General features: G+C 63.5%; 25 protein-coding genes and 1 tRNA gene. 10 read left to right on the plus strand and 16 right to left on the minus strand.

Features of this window, described 5'->3' with window-relative positions; translation table 11 throughout:
- Positions 1-36 precede the first annotated feature (36 nt).
- Complete coding sequence (locus tag EAH76_RS09065; protein ID WP_140849912.1) at positions 37-456, minus strand: hypothetical protein; 420 nt, start codon at positions 454-456, stop codon at positions 37-39.
- An 85-nt stretch (positions 457-541) separates the two neighbouring features.
- A complete protein-coding gene (locus tag EAH76_RS09070; protein WP_140849913.1) occupies positions 542-796 on the minus strand; it encodes a hypothetical protein in 255 nt (84 codons plus the stop codon).
- Positions 797-1,241: 445 nt separating this feature from the next.
- Here EAH76_RS09070 and EAH76_RS09075 point away from each other — a divergent pair, with 445 nt between their 5' ends.
- On the plus strand, positions 1,242-1,670 hold the full coding sequence (locus EAH76_RS09075; RefSeq protein WP_140849914.1) for a hypothetical protein: 429 nt from the start codon (positions 1,242-1,244) through the stop codon (positions 1,668-1,670).
- A 13-nt stretch (positions 1,671-1,683) separates the two neighbouring features.
- Here EAH76_RS09075 and EAH76_RS09080 read toward each other — a convergent pair whose 3' ends face one another.
- Positions 1,684-2,748, minus strand: a complete 1,065-nt coding sequence (locus tag EAH76_RS09080; protein ID WP_140849915.1) for an acyltransferase family protein — start codon at positions 2,746-2,748, stop codon at positions 1,684-1,686.
- A gap of 424 nt (positions 2,749-3,172) precedes the next feature.
- On the opposite strand from EAH76_RS09080, the gene EAH76_RS09085 reads away from it, so the two are divergent.
- From EAH76_RS09085 to EAH76_RS09095, 3 genes are read left to right on the plus strand one after another with little or no spacing between them, the layout of a single operon-like run.
- Positions 3,173-4,090 (plus strand): glycosyltransferase family 2 protein, encoded by a 918-nt coding sequence (locus EAH76_RS09085; protein ID WP_161989002.1) that lies wholly within the window; start codon positions 3,173-3,175, stop codon positions 4,088-4,090.
- The gene (locus tag EAH76_RS09090) at positions 4,084-4,398 is read left to right on the plus strand and encodes a hypothetical protein (protein WP_161989003.1); all 315 of its coding nucleotides are present in this window, start codon (positions 4,084-4,086) and stop codon (positions 4,396-4,398) included. The genes EAH76_RS09085 and EAH76_RS09090 overlap by 7 nt, the downstream gene beginning before the upstream one ends.
- Positions 4,362-4,742, plus strand: a complete 381-nt coding sequence (locus EAH76_RS09095) for a hypothetical protein (RefSeq protein ID WP_140849918.1) — start codon at positions 4,362-4,364, stop codon at positions 4,740-4,742. The genes EAH76_RS09090 and EAH76_RS09095 overlap by 37 nt, the downstream gene beginning before the upstream one ends.
- Here EAH76_RS09095 and EAH76_RS09100 read toward each other — a convergent pair.
- Together EAH76_RS09100 and EAH76_RS09105 are read right to left on the minus strand one after the other, a co-directional pair.
- Positions 4,739-5,566: a glycosyltransferase gene (locus tag EAH76_RS09100; protein WP_161989004.1), complete on the minus strand. Its 828-nt coding sequence runs from the start codon at positions 5,564-5,566 to the stop codon at positions 4,739-4,741. The genes EAH76_RS09095 and EAH76_RS09100 overlap by 4 nt on opposite strands.
- Before the next feature lie 841 nt (positions 5,567-6,407).
- Entirely contained in the window at positions 6,408-7,235 is an 828-nt protein-coding gene (locus EAH76_RS09105; RefSeq protein WP_161989005.1) for a phytanoyl-CoA dioxygenase family protein, read from the minus strand.
- A 681-nt stretch (positions 7,236-7,916) separates the two neighbouring features.
- Here EAH76_RS09105 and EAH76_RS09110 point away from each other — a divergent pair.
- Positions 7,917-8,399 (plus strand): NUDIX domain-containing protein, encoded by a 483-nt coding sequence (locus EAH76_RS09110; RefSeq protein ID WP_206667854.1) that lies wholly within the window; start codon positions 7,917-7,919, stop codon positions 8,397-8,399.
- Between the two features lie 533 nt (positions 8,400-8,932).
- Here EAH76_RS09110 and EAH76_RS09115 read toward each other — a convergent pair.
- Positions 8,933-9,008, minus strand: a tRNA-Ala gene (locus tag EAH76_RS09115).
- Positions 9,009-9,252: 244 nt separating this feature from the next.
- Between EAH76_RS09115 and EAH76_RS09120 the strand changes: the two genes are divergently transcribed.
- Complete coding sequence (locus EAH76_RS09120) at positions 9,253-10,269, plus strand: DUF2171 domain-containing protein (protein WP_140849921.1); 1,017 nt, start codon at positions 9,253-9,255, stop codon at positions 10,267-10,269.
- A 139-nt stretch (positions 10,270-10,408) separates the two neighbouring features.
- On the opposite strand, the gene ypfJ is transcribed toward EAH76_RS09120, so the two are convergent.
- Positions 10,409-11,335 carry a KPN_02809 family neutral zinc metallopeptidase gene (gene ypfJ, locus EAH76_RS09125; RefSeq protein WP_140849922.1) on the minus strand — a complete coding sequence of 309 codons (927 nt, stop codon included), beginning with the start codon at positions 11,333-11,335 and terminating at the stop codon, positions 10,409-10,411.
- Positions 11,336-11,487: 152 nt separating this feature from the next.
- Between ypfJ and EAH76_RS09130 the strand changes: the two genes are divergently transcribed.
- From EAH76_RS09130 to EAH76_RS09140, 3 genes are all read left to right on the plus strand, one after another.
- Positions 11,488-12,645, plus strand: a complete 1,158-nt coding sequence (locus EAH76_RS09130) for a patatin-like phospholipase family protein (RefSeq protein WP_140849923.1) — start codon at positions 11,488-11,490, stop codon at positions 12,643-12,645.
- 28 nt (positions 12,646-12,673) lie between these two features.
- Positions 12,674-13,459, plus strand: a complete 786-nt coding sequence (locus EAH76_RS09135; RefSeq protein WP_140849924.1) for a 3-hydroxybutyrate dehydrogenase — start codon at positions 12,674-12,676, stop codon at positions 13,457-13,459.
- A gap of 97 nt (positions 13,460-13,556) precedes the next feature.
- Positions 13,557-14,234 (plus strand): DUF4893 domain-containing protein, encoded by a 678-nt coding sequence (locus EAH76_RS09140; RefSeq protein WP_194150961.1) that lies wholly within the window; start codon positions 13,557-13,559, stop codon positions 14,232-14,234.
- Positions 14,235-14,237: 3 nt separating this feature from the next.
- Here the strand turns inward: EAH76_RS09140 and EAH76_RS09145 are convergent, their stop codons facing one another.
- The 3 genes from EAH76_RS09145 to guaA form a co-directional block, all read right to left on the minus strand.
- Positions 14,238-15,188, minus strand: a complete 951-nt coding sequence (locus tag EAH76_RS09145; RefSeq protein WP_140849925.1) for a cation diffusion facilitator family transporter — start codon at positions 15,186-15,188, stop codon at positions 14,238-14,240.
- A gap of 58 nt (positions 15,189-15,246) precedes the next feature.
- Positions 15,247-16,596 (minus strand): amino acid permease, encoded by a 1,350-nt coding sequence (locus EAH76_RS09150; RefSeq protein ID WP_194150991.1) that lies wholly within the window; start codon positions 16,594-16,596, stop codon positions 15,247-15,249.
- Between the two features lie 123 nt (positions 16,597-16,719).
- The gene (guaA, locus tag EAH76_RS09155; RefSeq protein WP_140849927.1) at positions 16,720-18,276 is read right to left on the minus strand and encodes a glutamine-hydrolyzing GMP synthase; all 1,557 of its coding nucleotides are present in this window, start codon (positions 18,274-18,276) and stop codon (positions 16,720-16,722) included.
- A 49-nt stretch (positions 18,277-18,325) separates the two neighbouring features.
- Between guaA and EAH76_RS09160 the strand changes: the two genes are divergently transcribed.
- Positions 18,326-19,516 (plus strand): 50S ribosomal protein L11 methyltransferase, encoded by a 1,191-nt coding sequence (locus EAH76_RS09160; protein ID WP_161989006.1) that lies wholly within the window; start codon positions 18,326-18,328, stop codon positions 19,514-19,516.
- An 8-nt stretch (positions 19,517-19,524) separates the two neighbouring features.
- Here EAH76_RS09160 and EAH76_RS09165 read toward each other — a convergent pair whose 3' ends face one another.
- The 6 genes from EAH76_RS09165 to EAH76_RS09190 all read right to left on the minus strand — a co-directional run bounded on the left by EAH76_RS09165 (position 19,525) and on the right by EAH76_RS09190 (position 25,103).
- On the minus strand, positions 19,525-21,651 hold the full coding sequence (locus tag EAH76_RS09165) for a prolyl oligopeptidase family serine peptidase (RefSeq protein ID WP_140849929.1): 2,127 nt from the start codon (positions 21,649-21,651) through the stop codon (positions 19,525-19,527).
- Positions 21,652-21,728: 77 nt separating this feature from the next.
- The gene (gene rplQ / locus EAH76_RS09170) at positions 21,729-22,151 is read right to left on the minus strand and encodes a 50S ribosomal protein L17 (RefSeq protein WP_140849930.1); all 423 of its coding nucleotides are present in this window, start codon (positions 22,149-22,151) and stop codon (positions 21,729-21,731) included.
- 241 nt (positions 22,152-22,392) lie between these two features.
- Positions 22,393-23,457: a DNA-directed RNA polymerase subunit alpha gene (locus tag EAH76_RS09175; RefSeq protein ID WP_133189613.1), complete on the minus strand. Its 1,065-nt coding sequence runs from the start codon at positions 23,455-23,457 to the stop codon at positions 22,393-22,395.
- Positions 23,458-23,552: 95 nt separating this feature from the next.
- Positions 23,553-23,942: a 30S ribosomal protein S11 gene (gene rpsK, locus EAH76_RS09180; RefSeq protein WP_010164557.1), complete on the minus strand. Its 390-nt coding sequence runs from the start codon at positions 23,940-23,942 to the stop codon at positions 23,553-23,555.
- Positions 23,943-23,997: 55 nt separating this feature from the next.
- Positions 23,998-24,366, minus strand: coding sequence for a 30S ribosomal protein S13 (rpsM, locus tag EAH76_RS09185; protein WP_010185518.1), 369 nt, complete (start codon positions 24,364-24,366; stop codon positions 23,998-24,000).
- Between the two features lie 152 nt (positions 24,367-24,518).
- Positions 24,519-25,103, minus strand: a complete 585-nt coding sequence (locus EAH76_RS09190) for a Uma2 family endonuclease (protein ID WP_140849931.1) — start codon at positions 25,101-25,103, stop codon at positions 24,519-24,521.
- Positions 25,104-25,118 lie beyond the last annotated feature (15 nt).

Consider the following 25,118-nt stretch of genomic DNA (forward strand, 5'->3'; position numbering starts at 1 on the left):
GAATTGGGCCGCACGTCGTATGCGTTGCCCGTCGGGCTAATTGCCCGCAGGCTCGCCGGATCTCGCACCGCGCTGCGTTGCATTCGCCCGGGCCCTGCCCCGCTTGGCGGCTGCCGCGCGACGCTTACCGGCGGAGACCAAATCCTGTTCGGGGATTTCGGCCGGCGTACCTCGGATCAGGCTGCGAACGGTGACATCGGCGGCCATCCTATTCGCGACGACGATGCGATTGTCTCGAACCGCACGCGAATTCCTGTATCGCGCGCCCGGCAAGCCACAGCTTACCGTAAACCCGCGCTTGTCGATGCAGTTTTGGGTATCTCGCCCAGCATCGTCGCAATAAACGAGACGGCCCTGCCCGTCCCGACATCCGTCGGCCAATGCGGCGCCGCCCATCGATAGCGCCACGGCCGCCAAAAGCGTCTTTGCGACGAAGCGCATACGTATTGTGCTCATCGGTTTGCGATAGGCGACGCACAACGCTTAAGCAATCATTTGATCGCCGCAGACGCGTCTGGCCGCCCCACCGTCGAGCCGTTACTCAATGGGTTATCTTGCCCTCAAGCGCAACTTTCATGGCGACGATCGCGATGGTTACGGCGACGAGGCTCGCCATCGTCGATCGGATCGAAACGGGCTTCCCGACGGCAGGCCGGATCAACAGTTCGTAGACGACAATCGCAGACCAGAAGGCGACGATTTGCCAGCGTGTCTCCACGTCTCGCAACAGAAACCGGACGGTCGCACCGGCTGCGGAAAAGATAAGGGCATTTCGCAACGCAAATCCTGTCGACATGCGCGGCTCCGTAGCCGCTAACGTCTGGCCTCACCAGCGCTATTGCGAACATTTAAGGTTGGAAAGACGGGCGGCGCATCAGCCGGCCTTACCCGATATTCGCCTACCGGTTGCGAACAGACAACTATCTCCCTCGACGCAATACGCGCGACGACGATGCTTAATCATGGTATCGTTGCAGTATGCAGGCCTATTGCCCGACGATCATCATACGCATTCGGTCTTCCCAATACGAAGAACGCGTATGCGGATTCAGTATTAGGAGGTTGCGTTGCCACCAGGATCACAAGAGGCCGACGAGCAACGCCTTGCCCGGGACCTATTGATCGAGCGTGTTCTGGGATCTTACACGGCGCCCCCGCCTTCATCACAGCCCCGGCCCCGGCCCGCTACAAAACGCTCAAGTCTATTTAATCGCAAGGGTCTAGTCTCGACCCTGATCGCTTTGGCCTTCGGCGTTGGTGGCGCCACCGCACTCGTCGTTTCGCAGCAGATGGGCGATGGCATATTGCGACATCGGTCGCTTGCGATGCCTGCCTCTGCGCGCTCGATCGTCGCACAAAGCCTTGCGGTGCCGACCGCGCCAGCCGTCGTTACGTCCGCTGTGCCTGCAATGACAGCACCGCGCTCCTCACCCAAACGGCCGAATTGGGCAGCAATCGCGTTGTATCGCGAAAATCGGGAGCGCTTAGCGCGTGAAACCTTGGCGCATGAAACGAACTCGCAGATGGTCGATTACACCGACGTGCCACGTGATGGAGCACCGGCAGTCCACCTCGAAGGGGAAGCGCTGCGGCAGGCTATCATCGCCGACGCCGAGGCTACACGAAAGGCGAACTCGGCCGCCATACCCGTTCAGAACCCACCACGCTGAGCGCCTGACGATGTTACGGTGCGGCGGCAGGTTGAGCGATCGCCCGATTGCCGCGGATCGCCTTTAGGCGACGCCGCAACGCCATATCGATAGCGAGGCACAGGCAGGCGATCACGATCGCTAGCGCGACGATGATCGGAACCGAAATATACTCGACAATTCGCGACGGGCCGGTCCGGTTCAGTAGGCTCGCCGCCTTGATCACAATCGGGTAATGAACGATGTAAAGCGGATAGGACAACAAACCGAGCCACCGCGATATCCGTTGCACGAACCCGCTCGGCCGCTCGTTCATCGCAGCGGTCAGCAACAGCGGAAAGACCAGAATAGCGCAGGCTAAATCGCGCAGCCCGTTGACGGTCGTGAGAAGCGGCGTCGGGATACAAATCGTGGCAAGCAACGCCAGAACGACGAGCCAAAGCGGCGCTGTAATCTGTGGTAGTCGAAACTGAACGCGCATCCGGTACAACAGGATGCCACAGGGGTAGCAAAAGGCGAAGATCGCTACGCCGCCAACCAGCGTTTCAAACGACCAGCCGATGTTGAGCCCACCGAAGTACACGCCGCATGCCGCCATCGCCAACCCGCCCAACCCGACCAGCAGCATCAGGTTGCGATCGCTCAAACGGCCGAGGATCAAACGGTGTACGAGATTCCCCCATATCTCGATTGCAAGCGACCATTGAGGGGCAAGCAGGGGGAACACCGAACTGCCGGGCCACGGAATAAGGCAAATCGCCGCAAGCAGCATCAACCATATCTCGTGGTTGATAGCCCCATCGCCAAAGCCAATCCGAATACCGAGCGATACTGCCAAGCCAAGGAGCAGCAGCGGATAAAGCCGCTCGATCCGAATAGCCAGAAACGCAAACGGCGAACTGGTGCGCATAATGCGGTTTTCGTAAGCGTGCGCGATCACGATCCCGCTCAGCATAAAGAAGAACGGCACCGCCATATACGCATGCGGAATAGCGTATACCAAACCGTACTGATCGCTCGTATGCATGATCACGACTGCGATCGCTGCGATCCCGCGCAGCCCATCCAGCAATTCAAACGTTTCGCGACGCGCCGACATCCGATCTTCCCCTGTCGACGCGGTCTCTTAACCTGGCGTTCGATCGGCGCTTATGGCGGGAAGCCCTTGAAACGGCAAATACAATTACATCGGTCTGCGATGAGCGTGTGATTAGTGAGGCGGAAGAGGACGTACGAGCTTACTTCGACGCCGCAATCTTAGATAGGCCAGCCCTTCGCGCCGCCGACCAGACTGGCAGCCGATTCAGCAGCACGAGCGGGCTGGTGCGCTCGCACCGCGCTAGGCGGCGCCCGGGCGCGGGTATGTCTCTAACCGCGATGCGGCGCCGACTTCTGAAATATCGTTAACCATCCCTTAGCGTCCGTTGCCTAGAGCGGGTCCGTCTTCAGCCGGGATAACGCGAATGCGCAGCGAACGAACCGCGGATTTCGAAGCGGCAATCATGGCAAATCTTGCGATCGACGTGACGATCGTGATGCCGTGTCTCAACGAGGTAGACTGCCTTGCGCATTGCATCGCCAATGCGCGAGTCGCTCTCGCGGCGATTGAAAACGAACTCGGCCTGCTGGGTGAGATCGTTATCGCCGACAACGGGTCGACCGACGGCAGCCAGACGCTTGCCGTGGGTCTCGGCGCCCGCGTCGTCGCAGTCATCGAACGCGGCTACGGCGCCGCGCTCAACGGCGGCGCGAGCGCGGCCTTTGGCGGCTACGTATTGATGGGCGACGCGGACGGCAGCTACGACTTCACTGACGGCGTGGCGATGATCTGCTCGCTCCATCAGGACAGCGCTGATCTGTGCATGGGATCGCGCTTCCTGGGCGGGATCGCGCCCGGTGCGATGCCGTGGAAGAACCGCCATATCGGCAATCCTTTACTGACGGGCCTTCTCAACTTCCTGTTCCGCGCAAGGATCGACGATGCGCATTGCGGTTTTCGCGCGATCCGCAAAGATGCGTTCTTGCGCTTGGGGCTTACTGGTACCGGCATGGAATTCGCCAGCGAAATGGTGATCAAGGCCGCGATAAAACGGCTGAGGATCACCCAAGCACCCGCCAGACTGCTCGCCGACCTGCGCGACCGGCCGCCGCATCTCCGGCCGTGGCGCGACGGTTGGTCACATCTGCGCTATCTCTTCATGCTAAGCCCGACCTGGCTGTCTGCCTTCCCGGGGGGAGCGGCGATCGCGCTCGCGGGCGTCGTGATGCTTGTCGCGCTCGCGCATCTGCTGGGTATGATGCACGCGAGACGCCGTTCGGCACAAGCTGGACGATCGCGGCGGGCTTCTTGTTCACGACTGGCCATCTATCGGCGATCCTCGCGCTTGCCACTCACCTGTCGAGCGTGCGTCAGAGCTATCGACCCTTGGGTCGCGTGCTAACGCGTCATGCACGCGCGCTGACCCTCGAGACGATGCTGATCGCCGGAACCGCAATGATCCTGGTGTCGCTGATCGGCTTGCTGGGAATTGGCACCTATTGGCACAGCAGCGGTTTCGCTGCCCTGCCGAACACGCTGCCGCTGGTGCTCGCAGCGCTGATTGGCGCGGTCGGCGCACAGAACGTCCTTGGCGGATTTCTATTAGCAATCATTGCAGGGCATGAGGCGAAGTTCATGCGTGCAGAGCAAATCGGTTTGCTGCCGTTTGTTTGGTGGGCGAAGCACGCGCGCGGTACCTTGAAAAGCTGAACAATCGGCTAGCGCATTTTCATTATCTATCGACACCAAGCTGGCACACGCTGTGTGCCCGCCATGGCCTGACGGTCGACGCCACCGCTGGCTACCTCGACTATCCCGAGACGCGGCGCTGGGAGACGCTATCGAATATGACCGGCGGCCTGCTCCACAAGCTGGCGGGCGGCAAGGATCGCCCGATCGAGCTACAGCGCAAACTCAAAGTCCGGCAGCTGCAGAACAGCGTGCGGATACCGCGCCCGATCGCGTCGGCGGTCGCGCATGTCGTCAAGATGCATATGGCCGAAGATACGGGGCAGAGTCGGCAATCCTGCCTGCTCGTCACAGGGCGGCGCTAGGATTGGAACGCCGCCGCCGCGTCGGCAAGGACTCTTTCGGTCGAGGCTTCGATCGAAAGCCGGGTTTGGTTGCGCGCATACCATTCACGCGTCGCCGCGCGCAGCGCCGGCCCGCCCCGGTCGCAGGCCATGATCGGTTCGGCAAGCGCTGCGGGCGTATCGTCCGCCGCGACGAACCCGTTATCGCCGGGCTCGACGAGTTCGACCGCGGCGTTGTCTGGCCCGACGACGACGACGACCGGAACGCCTCGCGCGCTCGCTTCGACCACGCCCATGCCATAGCTCTCGCGCGCCGACGGCTGGACGATCGCGGTTGCCCCGGCCATGCCGTCCTCAACGACCGACTGGTCGACGAACCCAGGCAGCGCGATCCATTCGCTGAGGCCGAGCCGGGCGATCTTTGCGGAGATCGCGGCGTGATCAGGCCCCTGCCCGAACAAGGTGGCGCGAAGGGCCGGGTGCCGTTCCATCGCCACGGCCAGCGCGTCGATCAGAAGCGATAGCCGCTTTTCGGGGATGAACCGCCCCGCATAGACGATCGTCGCGGGCGTCGCGGCTTCTGATTGGCTGCGGTAGTTACCGCTCGTGTCCAGGCCGGTCAGCAAGACAGCAAAGCTTTCCAGACCGATCTCACTGAGTCGTGAACGATGCAGTGCGCTAAAGCTGTAGGCAGTCTGCGACACCTTGGCGCACAGCCGCTGGATGCACCAGCCCACGGCGCCGAGCCTACCGAGATATTCGTCCCAATAGCCCCTACTCCAGACCCCGAGCCAGTCGACCGCGATCGTGAACCGGCCGATGGGGCGCAACACCGCTGCGGCCAACAGAGAGAAAAAGGGGAACGATGCCGTATGGACGCGGTCGTAGCGGCGGCCGTGGCGCAGTAGATGGAAGAACACGCCAATCCCGAAGCGGATTGGGGGCCAGATGCGGCGCTTGCCGTTGCGATATAGCGGCATGCGCGGTTCGACCGCTACCACGCGGACCCCGGGGCAGATCGGGCGCGTTGCCCGCGTCCCACTGTGTGAGCGTAAGATAGGTGACGTCGTGGCCAGCGCGCGCCAGCGCCAGCGCCAGGTTGCGATACCAGCGTTCTCCACCGCCGATTGTCCAGGGATATAGACAGTCGTATAGGATGCAAAACCGCATCGTGACCGCTCGCGGCTCGATCTCGATCACGTTGACGTCACTCCTTCGAACCATCCGTCGCCCGACGCCCTGCGGTCGAACCATCGATACCTCGAGCCCGCGGAGCGTGCTAGGCCACTGCGCCCCCGGGAAGTGATGAAGGCCGGGCGTGTCGTCCCCGCTCGGATCGCAGATCCCCGATGAGCGCAGCTAGCAATGTCCTGGACGGGAATGCCTTCGCTGCGTCGATCGACCGTCAGGTGCGCGGTGTCTTAGCGCATGGCGGTCGTGTCGGCATGGTCTTGCAAATGCACAGGTTCGACGCGCAGGCGTTTTCGCACGACTAGCAAAACGCGACGCGGATCCAACTCGTGCGCCTTGATTGGCTGGATCCTATCCGACTGCTGCGCCCTTTTTGCGTCAATGTGCGGACTGCCAGATCGGCAAAGCCCCGATCAGCTCGCGCTGCAGCGCGGACACACCCATCGGCGGCGTATCGGCTGCTTGAGGGCCGTCACATCTGCCCGATCGTGCAAATCAGCCGAGCACGCCATAGCGGTAACTGGGACTCGGATCATAGGGGCCGAATTCGAGTTCGAGAATGAGCCTCGGGCTCGACCGTGCGACCGTGCCGGTGTGGAAGACAAAAGGATCCTCCGAGAAGCCGCTGCCGGCAGGCCCTGTAATCGATGTAAACATGTCGAGCCCATAATAGGATTCGAGGTCGCCCCGCTCCTGCCCATGAAAAAGCGTGTATTGGTGGCGCAGGCCGCGATGCCGGTGGCTGCCGCGAATATAGAGATGCGGCCCGGAGAACTCATCGACGTCTGTAAGGTAGAAGAAGAATTTGAGCGTTCGCCAATCGTTCAAATCGAAGTGGAAACGGTCCTGGGCGGCTCTGCGCAGATCACCGTCGTCGAACCGCCTCGCCGGGAAACTCCACCATAGCCGGACCCGAATATTCTTTGCGTGCTGACCAAGATAATTGCGCGCTACGGCGAGAAGACGCGGATCGACCAACAGTCTATTGACAGCGTCGGAGCGTTCGACCGCCGAGAAATAGTAGCCGGCGAGGATGTCGTTGGAGCGCTCGTGATTGGCCCCGGCAACGTCTTGAGGCAGGAAGCTCATGCCGTCTGCGTCCCGTGAGGAGCAGCAATTTTCATTGGCGAACGTCCGGATTTCCTCAAATGTCGCCGCGGACAGCGAGAAGCCCTCGCAGACGCCATCGCTGTGCAAGCGGCGCGTGACGATATCGGCGTCCGGAGAATCGACGTCGCTGCTAGCTGGCAACGGCGTTTGCAGCGTAGGCTTCGTCCGCAGCTTGCGCTCGATCCAACGCGCCCATTTCAATCGCCCGAACACGATGAGGAAGACCCATCCGGGCCGCTCTCGTGCATATGTCGCATACGAAGGCGCGCGGACCGCTATACGCCTAGCTGAAGCAAGCATCGTTATAGCCTTTGGACACACGCACTATCAAGCGATAGTATTATCGAAGTGACCCGATATCGGCAAAGCTATTATGAGGCATAAGAGATGACAAATTTTTAATGTTACAGAATGAAGCTTCAGCCTACAGCGCTGTTCCTGCGTTTCTAGTTGCGTAATTTTTCATTTTATCCTTATTTATTAGATCCATATAAATCGAAGTTTGGATCACAAAGTAGGCAAGTGGGAAAGCCGGCAAAGGATCTGGCGCCGCCACATACCGGGGTTACGATTGCGGAAGCGAACCAAGGGAGAAGGGCATATGGTCGCTTGCCGGAGCGCGCGGATTGCCATCTTACGCGGGGTAGTGTCGTTTGGATCGAAACAGATTGGTCACTACAGATTTGGGTGGCATCGTCGACTTGAACCCAATGGCATCCATGCCGCCGCACGTACATCCTCACCGAAGCTCTCTCGTCTCGTACCCACAAAAGACGGTCGGCTTAGCCACTTCGTCGTACAATGAAGCAGGGCCGTTTGGTCATCTTTCCAGCCGAGAGGCTCAGCCTGGTGCGGTGTGTTGCACCATGTTTTTTGCAGCGTTAGGGTCAGCCAATGCTGGCTGGCCTTTTGAGATTGACGATGCAAACTGCCGATGGGGTACGGCAGCGGTATTGGCGGTGGCGAGGCCGCCCTCGGCTTGCCACGGCGGCGCTGGCCTATACCCCCGACGGCGAGCTGCTCTTCGTCAGGCAGACCTATACCGACGGTTGGTGCCTGCCGGGGGGCGGGCGTCGGGCGACGGAGGAGCCCATTGCGGCGGCGTTACGTGAATTGCGCGAAGAGATCGGACTGTTCGGCTGGGGTGAGACGCAGTGGCGTACAACCATTCATCGCCCCTTCTCCGGTGTACCGGTCGCGACCGACGTCGTGATCGTGAGCGATGTAACATTTGCGTTCAGACGAAACCTCGAAGTCGAAGCGGTATCGTCTTTCGCTCCTGCTGCATTGCCCGTGGACCTCAACCCTTGGGCTATCACCGTACTCACAGTCGTCGGCCTCTTGCATCCCGTAGAGAAGGCGGCTTTTTTGCCCTGACGCGACTGGGCGGCGACGCGCGATAGCGATGGGGTAACTGGCCCCACTGTTCCGGGAACGTCGATTGCCGGATGCGGCCTGCCGATCAACCTTCGCGAGCGCTACCGCTTGGTCCGCGTAACTCGCACCTTGCCACAGCGGACACATCGCGCGACGATAGTTAGCGGCCGCGCTGTTGCCGGCTTCCGAAGCCAACGGTGGATATCGAAGCGACAGAGCCACCCTAACACATTACGACCTTCTCGTGGCGTCCATCAAGCCGACCGCAATAGCCGAATATTGTCAATTTAGCATTTAAGCTTTCGGCCTTTCGTATCCGGGCGATTCGCTAGCGATTTTCTAAACGCCGCGGCCGAGACAGGACGGTTTGGCATTTTAATGACCAGTTAGGCACAAAGGCTGATCCCCGCGGCGCAATTCAAACTGGAAGCATGTACTACATTGCGTTTACCGCAATGAGACTTCAATCGATCCGCACTAGGCGAACAGTATCCTCAACTTCAAAGCTTGGCTTGGCTTGGCTTGGCGTGGCGTGGTGGAGCTGAGCGGAATCGAACCGCTGGCCTCTGCAGTGCGATTGCAGCGCTCTCCCATCTGAGCTACAGCCCCGCACCACGCCCGGCCCATCCTGTGGGCGGAATGCCGCCTTAGCGGGGCTTTTCTGGCGATGCAACTCCCGGATTTTCCGCCACGATAACCGGCTTGCGACGAAGCGTAGCCGCCGTGCGATGATATGCCGCCGCGTTGCGCGCGAGCCCCGGAACGCTTGGCGATCTCCTGCGCTTGTACCCACAGCCCCGCCGACACGGGCAGATCGTGCGGCGCGGCGTCACCGTCTCAGGAGGACGATATCATGGCTTATGAACGTTATCCCCGCAGCAACTCGGGTGGATATGACGATCGCGACCAGCGACAGGGTTATGGGCGAGACTCGAGCAACCGCGATTCCTACGGCTCGCACCGCGATTCCTATGGTAGCCGCGAGTCCCAGCCATGGGGCGCGTATAACGAGTTCGGACAGCGCGACCGCTATAATGCCGACGATCAGCAGGACCGCCAGCAGCGCTCGAACCGCGACCATGGCTATCAGGGCCAGGGCAATTATGGCCGCGATGGCTACCCCCAAAGCGACGGCCAAAACGATCGCTACGGCGCGCGCGATTATGGTCGCCCCGACATGTACCGCGGCACGACCAACGATCGCTTTCAGCAAGATCGCGGCCGCCAGGATCGCGGGCAGCAAGGCTATGGCCGTCAGCCGCAGGGCTATGACTATGACGATCGCGGTTTCTTCGACCGTGCCGGCGACGAGGTTCGCTCGTGGTTCGGTGACGAGGACGCCAATCGCCGCCGTGATCTCGACGCCCGCTACGACGAGCAGCGCTCCGGCCACCCCAGCGATGACCATTACAGCGACTGGCGCCGTTCGCAGATCGACGCGCTCGACCGCGACTATCACGAGTATCGCCAGGAAAACCGGACCAAGTTCGACAGCGAATTCGGCTCATGGCGCACCCAGCGCCAGACGCAGCGCGGCTCGCTTGGCCAGGTTACCGAGCATATGGAAGTCGTCGGGTCGGACGGCGCGCATGTCGGCACGGTCGACAAGGTGCGTGGCGACCGCATCATCTTGACGAAGACCGACGCGGATGCCGGTGGCCGGCATCACTCGATCCCGTCGCGCTGGCTCCAGTCGGTCGCCGACAAGGTGACGATCTCGAAGACCGCAGAGGACGCAAAGGCGCACTGGCGTGACAAGGAGCGCAACCAGGCGTTCTTCAACGAAGACGGCACGCACCGGAACGAGAAGAGCGACGACAAGACCGCGGCCGGGACGCAGGGTTTCGGCCAGAACACGCGGACCTATTGACGCGAGGCGCCCCGCTCCCGGTGGGAGCGGGGCCAGCCGCGCGAAAGGTGGCGCAGATCACGGAAGCCGCCCCCCCCTTCCGTCGCGCCGCTCCTCGGCCCCTCTCCCACCGGGAGAGGGGCTTTTTGTTGACCTGGGCTTACAGTGCGCCCGAGAAGGTGTCGCACTGCGCGGGGTCGCCGCTGTCCATGCCCTTGCGCAGCCACGCCATGCGCTGCGCCGAAGTGCCGTGGGTGAAGCTGTCGGGAACGACGCGGCCCTGCGACTGCTTCTGCAGCGTATCGTCGCCGATCGCCTGCGCTGCCGTCATGCCTTCCTCGACGTCACCGGCATCGAGCCGGTCCTTGTTCTGCGCGGCCCAGACGCCGGCATAGCAATCCGCCTGCAGCTCGAGCTTGACCGAGGCCTGGTTGCCCTCGACTTCGCTGCCACGCTGCTGGATCGCGGCGACCTGGTCCGACGTGCCGAGCAGGTTCTGGATGTGATGGCCGAATTCATGTGCGACGACATAGTCCTGCGCAAAATCGCCCTTCGCGCCGAAGCGGGTGCCGAGTTCGTCGAAGAAGCTCGTGTCAAGATAGACGCCCTGATCACGCGGGCAATAGAATGGCCCCATCGCGCTCTGCGCCGCGCCACAGCCCGAACGACCGCTGCCGCCATAGAAGACGAGCTTCGGCCGCTGGAAGGTCTTGCCCTCGCGCTGGAAGATCGACGCCCAGGTCTTGTCGGCCGAGCTGAACGCGTTGCACGCCACCTTGCTTGCCGCATCGGCGGTGCAGCTTGCGGTGACACTCTTTCCCGAGCTTGGCTGCCCGACCTGTTCGGTCGGGGCCGAGCGCTGGCTGGTCCCGCCACCGCCGAGCATCCCGAGCCCGCCGCCGAAGAAGAACAGCACCGCGAGCAGAATCGCGACGCCGCCGCAACCGAAGCGGCTGAACACCATCGGCAGCAGGCCGAGCAGCAAGCCGCCGCCACCGCCTCCGCCACCAAAGCCGCCAAAGCCGCTGCCGCCCTGACCGCGTTGGTCCTCGACATTGATGTTGGGGTCGAAATCGTCGAGGCGCATTGGATCAGTCCCGGGGTCGTTGCCGCTTTCTGCTGAATGCTTCGCGCGCCCGCTTGTTGCAAGCCGCTGTTGCCTCCGATCCGCCGCCGGATGACACGGGTTTCATCAAACTGTCGTTGATCCGCTACGGCAACTCGCGCATGTCGAGCCGCATGGCAGATGCAGGCACAGTCCGTCCGAAACGTCACGCCAAGGCGCTTCCCCTCCCCGATTGCGTTGCTTTGGTGCTGCAAGGCGGCGGCGCGCTCGGGAGCTATCAGGCGGGCGTGATCGAGGGCCTCGCGGCGAGCGGGATCGAGATCGACTGGGTCGCGGGCATTTCGATCGGCGCGATCAACGCCGCGATCGTCGCGGGCAATCCGCCCGATCGCCGCGTCGAGCGGCTCAACATCTTCTGGGACAAGGTCACTTCGGCACTGCCGAGCTTCCCGATCTTCCCCGACGACCGGATCCGCGAGTTCCTCCACGAATGGTCCGCGGGCTTCGTGCTCGCGGCGGGCGTGCCCGGCTTCTTCAAGCCGCGGCTCGTCTCGCCGATGTTCGCAGTGCCGGGCACGCCCGGCGCGATGAGCTTCTACGACACCGCACCGCTCAAGGACCTGCTCGATTCCTTGGTCGACTGGGATCTGCTCAACCACGGCCCGGTCCGGCTGTCGGTCGGCGCGGTCGATGTCGAGAGCGGCAATTTCAGCTATTTCGATACGACCGAGACCAAGATCGACGCGCGCCACATCATGGCGTCGGGTGCCCTGCCGCCCGGCCTCCCGCCGGTCGAGATCGACGGGCGGCTGTGGTGGGATGGCGGGCTCGTCTCGAACACCCCGCTGACACACGTGCTCGATCACCAGCAGGGCGCGCTGCTCGCCTTCCAGGTCGATCTCTTCTCCGCCGCGACCGAGCGCCCGCGCACGATCATGGACGTGATGGCGCGCGAAAAGGAAATTCGCTTCTCGAGCCGCACGCGCCAGGTCTCCGACCAGGTGATGCGCATCCGCAAGGACCGCGAACTCGCGCGCCGAGTGCTCGCCAAGCTGCCGCCCGAACTCGCCGACGACCCCGATGTCGTTGCCTTGCGCAACCAGTCGAACGAGGATCCGGTCAACCTCGTCCACCTGATCTACCGCGCCAATGCGTGGGAGGGCGGCAGCCGCGACTTCGAATTCTCGGCGCGCACGATGCGCGAGCATTGGGAAGCGGGCCAGGAAGCCGTCGCCGAGACGATGGCCAACGCCCGGCTCGTCGCCGAGAATATCGAGACCGGCAAGAGCGCCGCGTTCGATCTGACCGTCCACCGCACGCCGCTCCCCTGATCCTACCCTGACCGAAACGGAGATACGCATGTTCCTCAAGGGCAAGACCGCCATCGTCACCGGCTCGACCTCGGGCATCGGGCTCGAATATGCCAAGCTGTTCGCCGCCGAGGGCGCGAGCGTCGTCATCAACGGCTTCGGCGATGCCGCCGCGATCGAGACCGAGCGCGCCAAGCTCGAGGCGGCGAGCGGCGCCAAGGCGCTCTACGACGCTGCCGACATGACCAAGCCCGAAGAGATCGCCGCGATGGTCGCGCGCTGCCATGCCAAGCTCGGCGGCCCCGACATCATCGTCAACAATGCCGGCATCCAGCACGTTGCCAAAATCGAGGATTTTCCCGCCGACAAGTTCGAGGCGATCATCAAGATCAACCTCAATTCGGCCTGGTACATGATGCAGGCCGCCGTCCCGCTGATGAAGGCGAAGAAGTGGGGCCGCATCATCTCGACCGCCTCGGCGCACAGCCTCGTCGCGAGCCCCAACAAATCGGCCTATGTCATGGCCAAGCACGGTCTCGCCGGCCTGACCAAGACGATTGCGCTCGAAACCGCGACCTACGGCATCACCGTGAATTGCATCTCGCCCGGCTATGTCTGGACGCCTTTGGTTGAGGCGCAGATCCCCGACACGATGAAGGCGCGCGGCATGACCAAGGAGCAGGTGATGAACGACGTCCTGCTCGAGGCACAGCCGACCAAGGAATTCGTCACCGTCGATCAGGTCGCCGCGCTCGCTTTGTTCCTGTGCCGCGACGAGGCGAAATCGATCACCGGCGCCAATCTCTCGGTCGATGGCGGTTGGACCGCCGCCTGATCAGGCTTTTCGGCCGCGGCGGCGCGTGGTTGGCAACCTAGCGCTGCCGTGGTTAGTTGTGCTTCCGTATACCGGTCGCAACGAAAGAAGGATCGCCTTGAAGAGATTTGCCCGGGGTTTGGGATCTACGCTGTGTACGCTTCCGTTCGCCCTGTTCGGTCAATGCGGTGCCGAGGCGCATAAGACGGTCGAAGTCCGGATCGAACCGCGCTCGTTGATTGGCGTGTCGAGCGACACGACCGATTGGCGCCGCGTCGCCACCCCCAACGATCGCGAGCGGCTGCGCGGCTGGCGCCAGGCGTGGATCGCCGCGCTCGCCAAGGCATCGGCCAGCGCCAATGCTGGGACGCTGACCGCCGATCCGCTGCTGTTCGACCCCGACCGCGCGCTGCCCGGCGCGACCCCGCCGCCGGGCGCGTATCGCTGCCGGGTGTTCAAGCTCGGCGCGAACGGCACCGCGATGCGCAACGTCACGACCTATCCCGAGGTCGATTGCCACGTCACGCGCGATGGCGCGGTGTCGAGCCTCTACAAGGTTTCGGGTCCGCAGCGCCCGGTCGGTCTGCTCTTTCCCGAAAGCTCATCGCGCGCGGTTTTCCTCGGCACTATGGTGATCGGCGACGAGACCCGCCCGCTCAATTACGGGCAGGACGTCAATCGCGATCTCGCCGGCTATGTCGAGCGGATCGGCGAGCAGCGCTGGCGCCTGGTGTTGCCGCGGCCGCGCTTCGAATCGTTGCTCGACGTGGTCGAGATCGTCCCGGCGCCGCGCTGAGCCTCAGTCCGCCGGCGCCGCCGGCAGCCGCGCCGCGTCTTCCTTGCGCTCGGGGCGGATATAGATCGACGACAATTTGGGTTCGGCCGCCTTCAATTCGGTCTCGATGTCCTCGATCAGCAATTCGGCCTCGCCCATCGTCAGCGAATCCTCGAAATCGGCGCTGATCGCGAGGAAGATGCTTTCGGGCGCGGTATGGATCGAGCGGACATGGTTGACCGCGGTGATCTGCGGCCGGCGATCGACGATCGCGTGCACCTTGGCGACGATCTCGGGGTCGGCGCCCTCGCCGATCAGCAGGCCCTTGGCCTCGCGCGCCAGCAGGGCCGCGACCACGCCGAGCAGCACGCCGATGACGATCGACGCGATGCCGTCGATCCGCGGATCGCCATAGGCATGGCTGAGGAACACGCCGGCACCAGCGACGATCAGGCCGGCAATCGCAGCCGAATCCTCGAACAGCACGATGAAGCCTGCCGGGTCCTTCGATCGGCGCACTGCCTTCCACCAGTTCACGCCGCGATTAGCTGCGGCGAATTCGCGGATCGCGAAGAACCACGACCCGCCCTCGAGCGCGAACGACACGCCGAGCACGATGTAATTGACCAGCGGATCGCGCAGCGGTTCGGGGTGCTTGTAATGCTCCCAGCCTTCATAGATCGAAACGCCCGCGCCGACCCCGAAGATCAGGATCGCGACGACGAAGCTCCAGAAATAGAGTTCGCGGCCATAGCCGAACGGATGGGCTTCGTCGGGCGGGCGCTTGCCGCGATGCTGGCCATAGAGCAGCAGCAGTTGGTTGAAGCTGTCGACCACCGAGTGGAAGCCCTCGGTCAACATCGACGACGATCCCGTCAGCGCCGCCGCGACGAACTTCGCGACGGCGATCCCGAGATTGGCGACGAGCGCTGCGATGACGACGAAGTTCGAGCCACCTTCTTTGGTCGCGGACATGATGGAAGCTCCCTTTGAGCGCGACATAAGCGCGCCGCCGGGCGCTGACCAGTGCGCGTTACTGCGCGACCGTCGCGCGCGCGCGGCCATAGGCGAAATACACCGCCAGCCCGATTGCGTTCCACACCAGGAACGACGCCTGCGTCACGACCTGCAGGCTGGTGAACAGATAGACGCATCCAAGGATTGCGAGCGGCGCGACCAGCCAGGCGAGCGGCGTGCGGAACGGGCGCCGCGCCTTGGGATCGCGCCGCCGCAGCACGAGCACGCACGCGGCGACCGCGACGAAGGCGCACAGCGTTCCCGCATTGGCGAGGCTGGCAATCACGTCGAGCGGGGTCAGCGCGGCGATGACGCTGACGAACACTGCGGTGACGAGCGTGATCCGCGCCGGCGTCCCGCGCGTCGACAGCCGCGCGAGCGCGGGCGGCAGGAAGCCGTCGCGCGCCATCACCAGGAAGATCCGGCTCTGGCCATACAGGAAACCGAGCAGCACGGTCGGCAGCGCGATCGCCGCGGCGGCCGCTACGATCGTCGCGACCCCGCCCTGCCCGATCTGGCGCAGGATCAACGCGAGCGGCTCGCTGCTCTTGCCGAACACCGAGAAATGCACCGCGCCGACCGCGACCGCGGCGACGATCATGTAGATCGCGGTGCACGCGACCATCGATCCGATGATGCCGATCGCTAGGTCACGCTCGGGGTTGCGGGTTTCCTCGGCCGCGGTCGAGATCGCGTCGAAGCCGTAAAAGGCGAAGAAGATGATCGCCGCGGCGCCCATCACGCCGTATTTGACCCCGCCATCGCCCGCGACGCTGCCATAGCCATAGGGCGCGAACGGGTGCAGGTTCGCCGGATCGAAATGCGGCAGCGCGACCGCTACGAACAAAGCGAGCGTGACGATCTTGACCAGTACGAGCACGGTATTGATCCGAGCGCTCTCGCGCGTGCCAATCGTCAACAGCCCCGCAACAATGGCGATGATGAACACCGCAGGCAGGTTGATCCCGAACGCACCGCCGATGCTCGGCCCGTGCGTCGCCCAGTCGGGCAAATCGATGCCGAGGCCATGCAGAAAACCGACCGCATAACCTGACCAACCGACCGCGACGGTCGAGACGACGAGCGAATATTCGAGGATCAGGCTCCACCCGACGACCCAGGCGATAACCTCGCCGAGCACGGCATAGCTATAGGTATAGGCGCTGCCCGAGGCGGGGATCATCGTCGCCATCTCGGCATAGCAGAGCGCGGCACACGCACAGATCGCACCCGCGATCGCGAAGCTCAGCAACACCGCGGGGCCAGCGCGATCGGCGCCCACGCCGATCAGCGTCAGGATGCCCGTGCCGACGATCGCGCCGACGCCGAGCGCGACGAGATGCGGCCACGACAGCGTGCGCGCCATGCGCTCTTCGACCGGCTGGTCGTCGCCGTGGAGGATGATCTTCTTACGGAACAGATCGGTCACAATGCTTTCCCCCCGGACCGCGACGCGATCGTACGCTCAAAACCCCCTAGTCGCGGGAAATCACTCCCACTCGATCGTGCCGGGCGGCTTGCTCGTGTAATCGTAGGTCACGCGGTTGATGCCCTTGACCTCGTTGACGATCCGCGTCGCGACGCGCGGCAGGAAGTCGCCGGGGAACTGGAACGCCTCGGCGGTCATGCCGTCGGTCGATGTCACCGCACGCAACGCGAGCACGTTGTCGTAGGTGCGGCCATCGCCCATCACGCCGACGCTGCGGACGGGCAGCAGCACAGCGAACGCCTGCCAGATCGTGTCGTAGAGACCCGCCGCGCGGATCTCCTCGAGATAGATCGCGTCGGCCTTGCGCAGGATGTCGCAGCGTTCCTTGGTCACTTCGCCGGGAATGCGGATCGCGAGGCCCGGCCCCGGGAACGGATGCCGGCCGACGAACGCCTGCGGCAGGCCGAGCTCCATGCCGAGCGCGCGGACTTCGTCCTTGAACAGTTCGCGCAAAGGCTCGACGAGCTGCATGTTCATCCGCTCGGGCAGGCCGCCGACATTGTGGTGGCTCTTGATCGTCACCGACGGACCGCCGGTGAAGCTGACGCTCTCGATCACATCCGGATACAGCGTCCCCTGCGCGAGGAAATCGGCACCGCCGACCTTGCGCGCCTCTTCCTCGAACAGATCGATGAAGGCGCCGCCGATGAACTTACGCTTCTTCTCGGGGTCGGTCTCGCCCGCAAGCCCGGCGAGGAAGGTATCCTCGGCGTTCACATGGACGAGCGGGATATTGTAGCTGTTGCGGAACAGGCTGACGACCTGCTCGGCCTCGCCGGTGCGCATCAGGCCGTGGTCGACGAACACGCAGGTCAGCTGCTCGCCGATCGCCTCGTGGATCAGCACTGCCGCGACCGCGGAGTCGACGCCGCCCGACAGGCCGCAGATCACCCGGCCGCTGCCGACCTGCGTGCGGATCTCGGCGACCTTGGCGGCGCGGAACTCGGCCATCGTCCAGTCACCGGTGAGGCCACAGACGTGACGCGCGAAATTGGCGATCAGCTTGGCGCCGTCGGGGGTGTGCGCGACTTCCATGTGGAACTGCGTCGCATAATATTTGCGCGCGTCGTCGGCGACGACGGCGATCGGCGAGCCGGGGCTGACCGCGACCGGGCGGAAGCCGGGGGCAAGCGCGCTGACCTTGTCGCCATGGCTCATCCAGACGGTGTGGTTCTCGCCGGTCTTCCACACGCCGTCGAACAGCACGCAGTCGTCGGTCACCTCGATCACGGCATGGCCGAACTCGCCGCTCTCACCGAGCGTCACGTTGCCGCCGAGCTGCTGCATCAGCACTTGCTGGCCGTAGCAAATGCCCATGATCGGCACGCCGCTGTCGAGAATCGCCTGCGGAATCCGCGGAGATCCCTCGTCGAGCACCGAGGCCGGGCTGCCCGACAGGATCACGCCCTTGGGCGCCATTCGCGCAAAGGCCGCTTCTGCGGTGGTGAACGGGGCGATCTCGCTGTAGACGCCAGCCTCTCGCACGCGCCGTGCGATCAATTGCGTCACTTGGCTGCCGAAATCGACGATGAGAATGGAGTCGGTCGGATGGGTCATGCCGCCAGATAGCAGAAGCGCGCGGCGGGGGAAGAGCTTTGGGGGCCAAATGCACGACAAGTATATGAAAGCCGCCGCGCGCGCCGGGTTCGAACCGATGGTCACCGCGGCCGCGGGCGATGGGCGCAAGCTTGCCGGGCTCGCCGGGCTCGCCGCCAAGATCGGCCTGGGTGGTCGCGTCTATTCGCTGGCGATGGCAGCGCGCACGCACGAACCCGACGATGTCGAGGTCGCCGCGCGCACCCAGCAACTGATCGGCCAGAGCGTCCCACGCTGGCATTTCAACATGCTGCGTGACGAACCGCGCAACGCCGCGTTCGACGCCGCGATCCGCCGTGCGGTGACGCCGGGCACACACGTGCTCGACATCGGTGCGGGGAGCGGCCTGCTGTCGATGATGGCGGCGCGCGCCGGTGCCGGGCGCGTCGTCGCGTGCGAGGAGAACCCCGCGATCGCCGACATGGCGCGTCAGATCGTCGCGACGAATGGGTTTGCCGATCGGGTGCGCGTGGTGACGGGCAATTCGACCGAACTCGATATGGAATCCGATCTCGAAGGCCGCGCCGATGTGATCGTCTCGGAAATCGTGTCGAACAATTTGCTTGCCGAGGGCGTGCTCAAGACGCTCGCCGATGCCGCGACGCGGCTGCTCGCGCCGGGTGGGCAGATGATCCCGGCGGGTGGCGACGTGATGATCGCGCTCGGCAGCTGGGCGGCGGCGGAGGACCACCGGATGACGATGGTGTCGGGGTTCGATCTCGGCGGCTTCAACGCGCTGACGCAGGTGCCGCGCAACGTCGCGGTGAGCGATGCGACGCTTACCCTGCAAAGCGAGCCGGCGGCGTTGCTGTCGTTCGACTTCACCGGCGAGGCCGCACGCGAGCCGCATCACGGTGCGGCGACGCTCGTCGCGCAGGGCGGGCCGATCGGCGGGATCATGCAGTGGATCCGGCTGCAGCTCGACGATGTGATCGACTATGAGAACCGGCCTGGCCCGGATGCGAAATCGCATTGGGGGGCGCAATATTATCCGTTCGATGTGCCGCTGGAGCTGGCGGCGGGGACTGAGCTGCGCGTCGTCGGGGTGCATGACGGGCACCAATTATTGGTGTGGCGCGAAGACGCCGGCGCGACAGAGCTCCCCTCCCCTTCAGGGGAGGGGTTGGGGTGGGGCTGTAACGGGCACCCGCGCGCCCAGCACGTCCCCACCCCACCCCCTCCCCTGAAGGGGAGGGGCTAAGAAGAAACCTACTCTACCGGCTTCACGCTCAACCCGGTCCACTTCGCCGCGAACGCCCACGCATCCGCGGTCTCGGCAATCACCTTGTCGGTCGGCTTGCCCGATCCATGCCCGGCGCGCGTCTCGATGCGCACCAGCCGCGGCTTCGGCCCAAGATCGGCCGCCTGCAGCGCAGCGGTGTATTTGAACGTATGCCCCGGCACGACGCGGTCGTCGGTATCCGCCGTCTCGGCCAAGATCGCCGGATACGGCTTGCCCGGCCGGATATTGTGGTACGGCGAGTACGCATAGAGCGTCTTGAAATCGGCTTCCTTCGACGGATAGCCATAGTCGTCGACCCAATAGCGCCCCGCGGTGAAGCGATCGAAGCGCAGCATGTCCATCACGCCCACGGCCGGCAGCGCCGCCGCGAACAGGTCAGGCCGCTGATTGGTCACCGCACCGACCAGCAAGCCGCCATTCGACCCGCCCTGGATGACCAACTGGTCCGCCCCGGTGATATGCTGCGCCTTGAGATACTCGCCCGCGGCGATGAAATCGTCGAACACGTTCTGCTTGTTGGCGAGCCGGCCGCCGTCATGCCACGGCTTGCCATATTCCCCGCCGCCACGAATGTTGGCGACCGCGAACACCCCGCCCTGCTCCAGCCACGCGATCCGCGTCGCCGAAAACGCGGGCGTCACCGAGATGTTGAAGCCGCCATAGGCGTAGAGCAACGTCGGCGCGGGCCCCGTCACGTCCTTGCGCTTGACGACGAACATCGGGACCTTGGTGCCGTCCTTCGACGTATAGAAACGCTGCTCGACCGCGTAGCGCGATGGATCGAACGCGACCTTCGGCGCTGCCCAGGGCGTCGCCTTGCCCGTGCTCACATCGTAGCGATAGATCGTCGTCGGCGTAGCGAAACTGGTGAAGGCGTAGAAGGTCTCGGGATCGTCGGGGTCGCCGCCGAAGCCGCCGACATCGCCGATCCCAGGCAGCGGCACGACACCATCGGGCTTGCCGTCGAGCGTGTAGCGGCGGACCTCGCTCTTCACGTCGGCGAGATAGGAGAGCAGCAGCTTGCCCCCGACGATCGACGCGCCGTCGAGCACGTCCTTGCCCTGCGGCACCACTTCATGCTCGGGCACTTCGGCCGAGCGCGCATAGAGCTTGGTCGCGACGATCCGCAGCCGCGGCGCGTCCTTGTTCGTCACCCAGTAGAAGTTGCCGCCGACATTGCCCGCGAAGGTCCACTGGTTCTGCAGCCCCTTGAAGATGGTGCGCGGGGCGGGCCTGGGCGCGGTGAGATCGATAACGGTGATCTCATAGCGATTGTCGGTGCCCTCATGCGTGGTGATGACGAGCCATTTGCCGTCGTCGGTGACGTTCGCATTGTGCCCCATCTTCGGCCGGTCTGGCGTCGCGTAGATCAGCAGGTCGGAGCTTTGCGGCGTGCCGAGCTTGTGGAAATAGACCTGCTGGTTCTCGTTGAGCGCCTGGAACTTCGCGCCCTCGGCGGGGGCTGCAAAGCGCGAATAATAGAAGCCCGACCCGTCCTTCGCCCAGGACAGGCTCGAGAACTTCACCCAATCGATCTGGTCGCTGATCGCGCCGCTGGCGACGTCGAGCACCTTGACGGTGCGCCAGTCGGTGCCGCCGTCCTGCACGGCGTAAAGCAGCTTGTGGCCGTCCTCCGACGGCGTCCATTCGGCGAGTGCGGTCGCGCCGTCCTTCGACCAAGTGTTGGGATCGACCAGCACGCGGCCCTCGCCGTTCACGCTGTCGCGGACATAGAGCGCCGCCTGGTTCTGCAGCCCGGCGTTGCGCGTGTAGAAATAGCGCCCGCCCTTCTTCACCGGCACGCCGAAGCGCTCATAGTTGAGCAACTGCTTCAACCGCGCCGCGAAGATGTCGCGCCCGGGCAATGTCGCCAGATAGGCGTTGGTGACGGCATTCTCGTCGGCAACCCACTTCGCGACCTCGGCATCGGTGCGTACGTCATTCTCGAGCCAGCGATACGGATCGGCGACCTTGACGCCGAACTGTTCGTCGACCTGAGGGACGCGACGGGTCTCGGGATATTTCATGCTTTGGGCCTGTAATTGCGCGGGAGCCGCGAGAACGAGAGCGATCAGCGGCAAGGTAAAGCGCATGTAGGGCTCCGAAACGAAAAAAGGAGCCGCACTCTACCGAGCGCGACTCCTTTCTCAACCTGCAAAGCAATTACGGCTTATGCGGCCTCGTCATACTCGCCGTCGATGATCACCGGGCCCGAATCCTGGCCCTTGGCGCTCACGTCGCGGTCGACGAATTCGATGACCGCCATCGGCGAGGCGTCCGACATGCGGATGCCGGCCTTGATCACGCGGGTGTAGCCGCCGTTGCGATCGGCATAACGCGTCGCCAGAACGTCGAACAGCTTGATCAGCTGCGCATCGTCGAGCAGCCGTGCGTGCGCCAGGCGGCGGTTGCTGAGACCACCCTTCTTGCCGAGCGTAACCAGCTTCTCGATGTACGGGCGCAGTTCCTTCGCCTTGGCGACGGTGGTGGTGATCTGCTCGTGCTTGATGAGGGCAGCGGACATGTTGCGGAACAACGCAATGCGATGTGCCGAGGTACGCTGCAGTTTACGACCGCCTACGCGATGACGCATGGTGATTTCCTTCGTTCGTTAGGGGGCCGTGTGAGGTACCCCAGACCAGGTGGCCGTTATGGCCGCCACCCATCGCCATCTTGCTTACCTTAGCCCTCTCCCATTCTTCATGGGAGAGGGTTGGGTGAGGGTCTTCTTCTTCTACTCGAGCCCGCCGCGGCAAAGCCGCGTCGTCGGACGGGCCAAGCGGCCCGCCGGCCGGGTCGATTTCATCTCCGGCGCAGCATGCGCCAGTGTGAAATCAACCCATGATTTCCTGCTCGAGCTTCTTGGCCATCTCTTCGATGTTCTCAGGCGGCCAACCCGGGATTTCCATCCCGAGGCGGAGCCCCATCGAAGACAGCACTTCCTTGATCTCGTTGAGCGACTTGCGGCCGAAGTTCGGCGTGCGCAGCATCTCGGCTTCGGTCTTCTGGACCAGATCGCCGATATAGATGATGTTGTCGTTCTTGAGGCAATTGGCGCTGCGCACCGAAAGCTCGAGCTCGTCGACCTTCTTGAGCAGGTAGCGGTTGATCTGCTGCGTGTCGCCCGACACTTCGCCAGCGGCAGCCGCCGGAGCAGCGTGACCGATCGGAGCCGAACGCGTCACCGACGAATCGTCGAAGTGGACGAACAGTGCGAGCTGGTCCTGCAGGATGCGACCGGCATAGCCGACAGCGTCCTCAGGCGTGATCGTGCCGTCGGTCTCGATCGTCAGCGTGAGCTTGTCATAATCGAGCTCCTGCCCGACGCGGGTGTTCTCGACCTTGTAGCTCACCTGCTTGACCGGCGAATACAGCGCGTCGACCGGGATCAGGCCGATCGGCGCGTCAGCCGGACGGTTGGCGACGGCAGCGACATAGCCCTTGCCGACGTCAGCGGTGAATTCCATGTTGAGCGTCGCGCCCTCGTCGAGATGGCACAGCACCAGCTTGGGGTTCATCACTTCGATGTCGCCGGTCACTGCGATGTCGCCAGCCGTGACTGCACCCGGACCGGTTGCCGAGAGCTGGAGCCGCTTGGGGCCCTCACCCTGCATGCGCAGCGCGATCTGCTTCACGTTGAGCACGATGTCGGTCACGTCTTCGCGCACGCCGGCGAGCGACGAGAACTCGTGCAGCACGTTCTCGATCTTGATCGAGGTGACCGCTGCCCCCTGCAGCGACGACAGCAGAACACGGCGCAGCGCGTTGCCGAGCGTCAGGCCGAAACCACGCTCCAGCGGCTCGGCGACGAAGGTTGCCTTGCGCTTGCCATCACCGGACTTCTTCTCGAGGCCGGACGGCTTCTTCAGTTCCTGCCAGTTCTTTGCATTGACGGACATAGGCTATCCCTTGGTTTTGGGCCGGCACTGCGCAATGCCGACCAATTACGAATCTCGGGCGTGCAGCGCGATCAACCGCGCACGCCCGAGAGAAATCAGACGCGACGACGCTTCGAAGGACGCACGCCGTTGTGCGGGATCGAGGTCACGTCGCGGATCGAAGTGATCTGGAAACCGACCGCCTGCAGCGCGCGAAGCGCCGACTCACGGCCCGAACCCGGGCCCTTCACTTCGACTTCGAGCGTGCGGACGCCGTGCTCGGCAGCCTTCTTGCCCGCGTCTTCCGCTGCAACCTGCGCTGCGTACGGAGTCGACTTGCGCGAGCCCTTGAAGCCCATTGCGCCGGCCGACGACCACGAGATCGCGTTGCCCTGGGCATCGGTGATCGTGATCATGGTGTTGTTGAAGCTTGCGTTCACATGGGCGACGCCCGAGGTGATGTTCTTGCGCTCGCGCCGCTTAATGCGCTGTGGTTCACGTGCCATTTTGAAATCCTAAATCCTGAACGAGGAGCGAGCCGCGGTCACCCGCGGCTCAAGCTCACTTCTTCTTACCGGCGATCGGCTTAGCCTTGCCCTTGCGGGTGCGCGCATTGGTATGCGTGCGCTGGCCGCGGACCGGCAGGCCCTTGCGATGGCGCAGGCCACGATAGCAGGCGAGATCCATCAGACGCTTGATGTTCATCGCAACCTGGCGACGCAGATCGCCTTCGACGGTGTAATCAGCGTCGATCGCCTCACGGATGTGGAGCACTTCCTGATCGGTCAGGTCCTGCACACGCGCCGTCATCGGGATGTTCAGCTTGGTGACGATTTCCTTGGCCTTGGTGTTGCCAATGCCATGAATGTAGGTGAGCGCGATAACGACGCGCTTGTTGGTCGGGATGTTGACCCCGGCGATACGTGCCATGAACTTTTTCTCCTGCTCCACGGGGCTGCATGGCTGCAAACCCCATCTCGACGCGTTGAATACCGTAACGCACGACACCGGCGCACGCAAACAGCGCCGCCGGAGACCGGTGTTTCGGAATAGAGGCTCGGTAACGGCCGACTCGGCTGGTGTCAAGCGAGGGCTGTGGTGTCGATCGCAATTTGCGGGATAGTGATCGCAGTGATGCGGTCACCGAACCGGATCTCGCTGATAACGCTGTAAGCTCCGTCGATCGGCGCCGTCATTTGGACGATCCTGCGCCCCGTCACATCGACAACCCAATATTCGGGAATATCGCTTCGCGCGTAAAGCTGCGCTTTCTTGCCGAGGTCGAAAGCAAGCGAGCTTGCCGAGACCTCGACGGCGAGCCGGACGGACCGCCCAGACACAAACTCTTCCCGTTCGATCGTTGCAATAACCAGATCAGGCTCTGGCAGATTGTGCTCGTCCAGCTTGGTTGAGACAGGCGTATAGACCTTGAGGGCAAGGCCCGACGCTCGCACAGCGTATACGAGGTCGGCGTTGATATCCGCCAGAATAGCCGCGTGCGGTCGATGGATCGCGTTCACGGTGTAAATGTCTCCGTCGATCAACTCGGACTTCGCGAACGCGTCGAGCGCCCCGCTTTCCTGAAGCACGATGAAATCCTCCACACAAAGCGGCAGCTTGCGGGGTTCGATCAGTTGCTCCGGGGTCAGCTTGGCCAGGACATTCATGCATCGAACCTACGC

Origin of the sequence: Sphingomonas glacialis, from assembly GCF_006439055.1 — a bacterium.
GTDB classification, from domain to species: Bacteria; Pseudomonadota; Alphaproteobacteria; order Sphingomonadales; family Sphingomonadaceae; genus Sphingomonas; species Sphingomonas glacialis_A.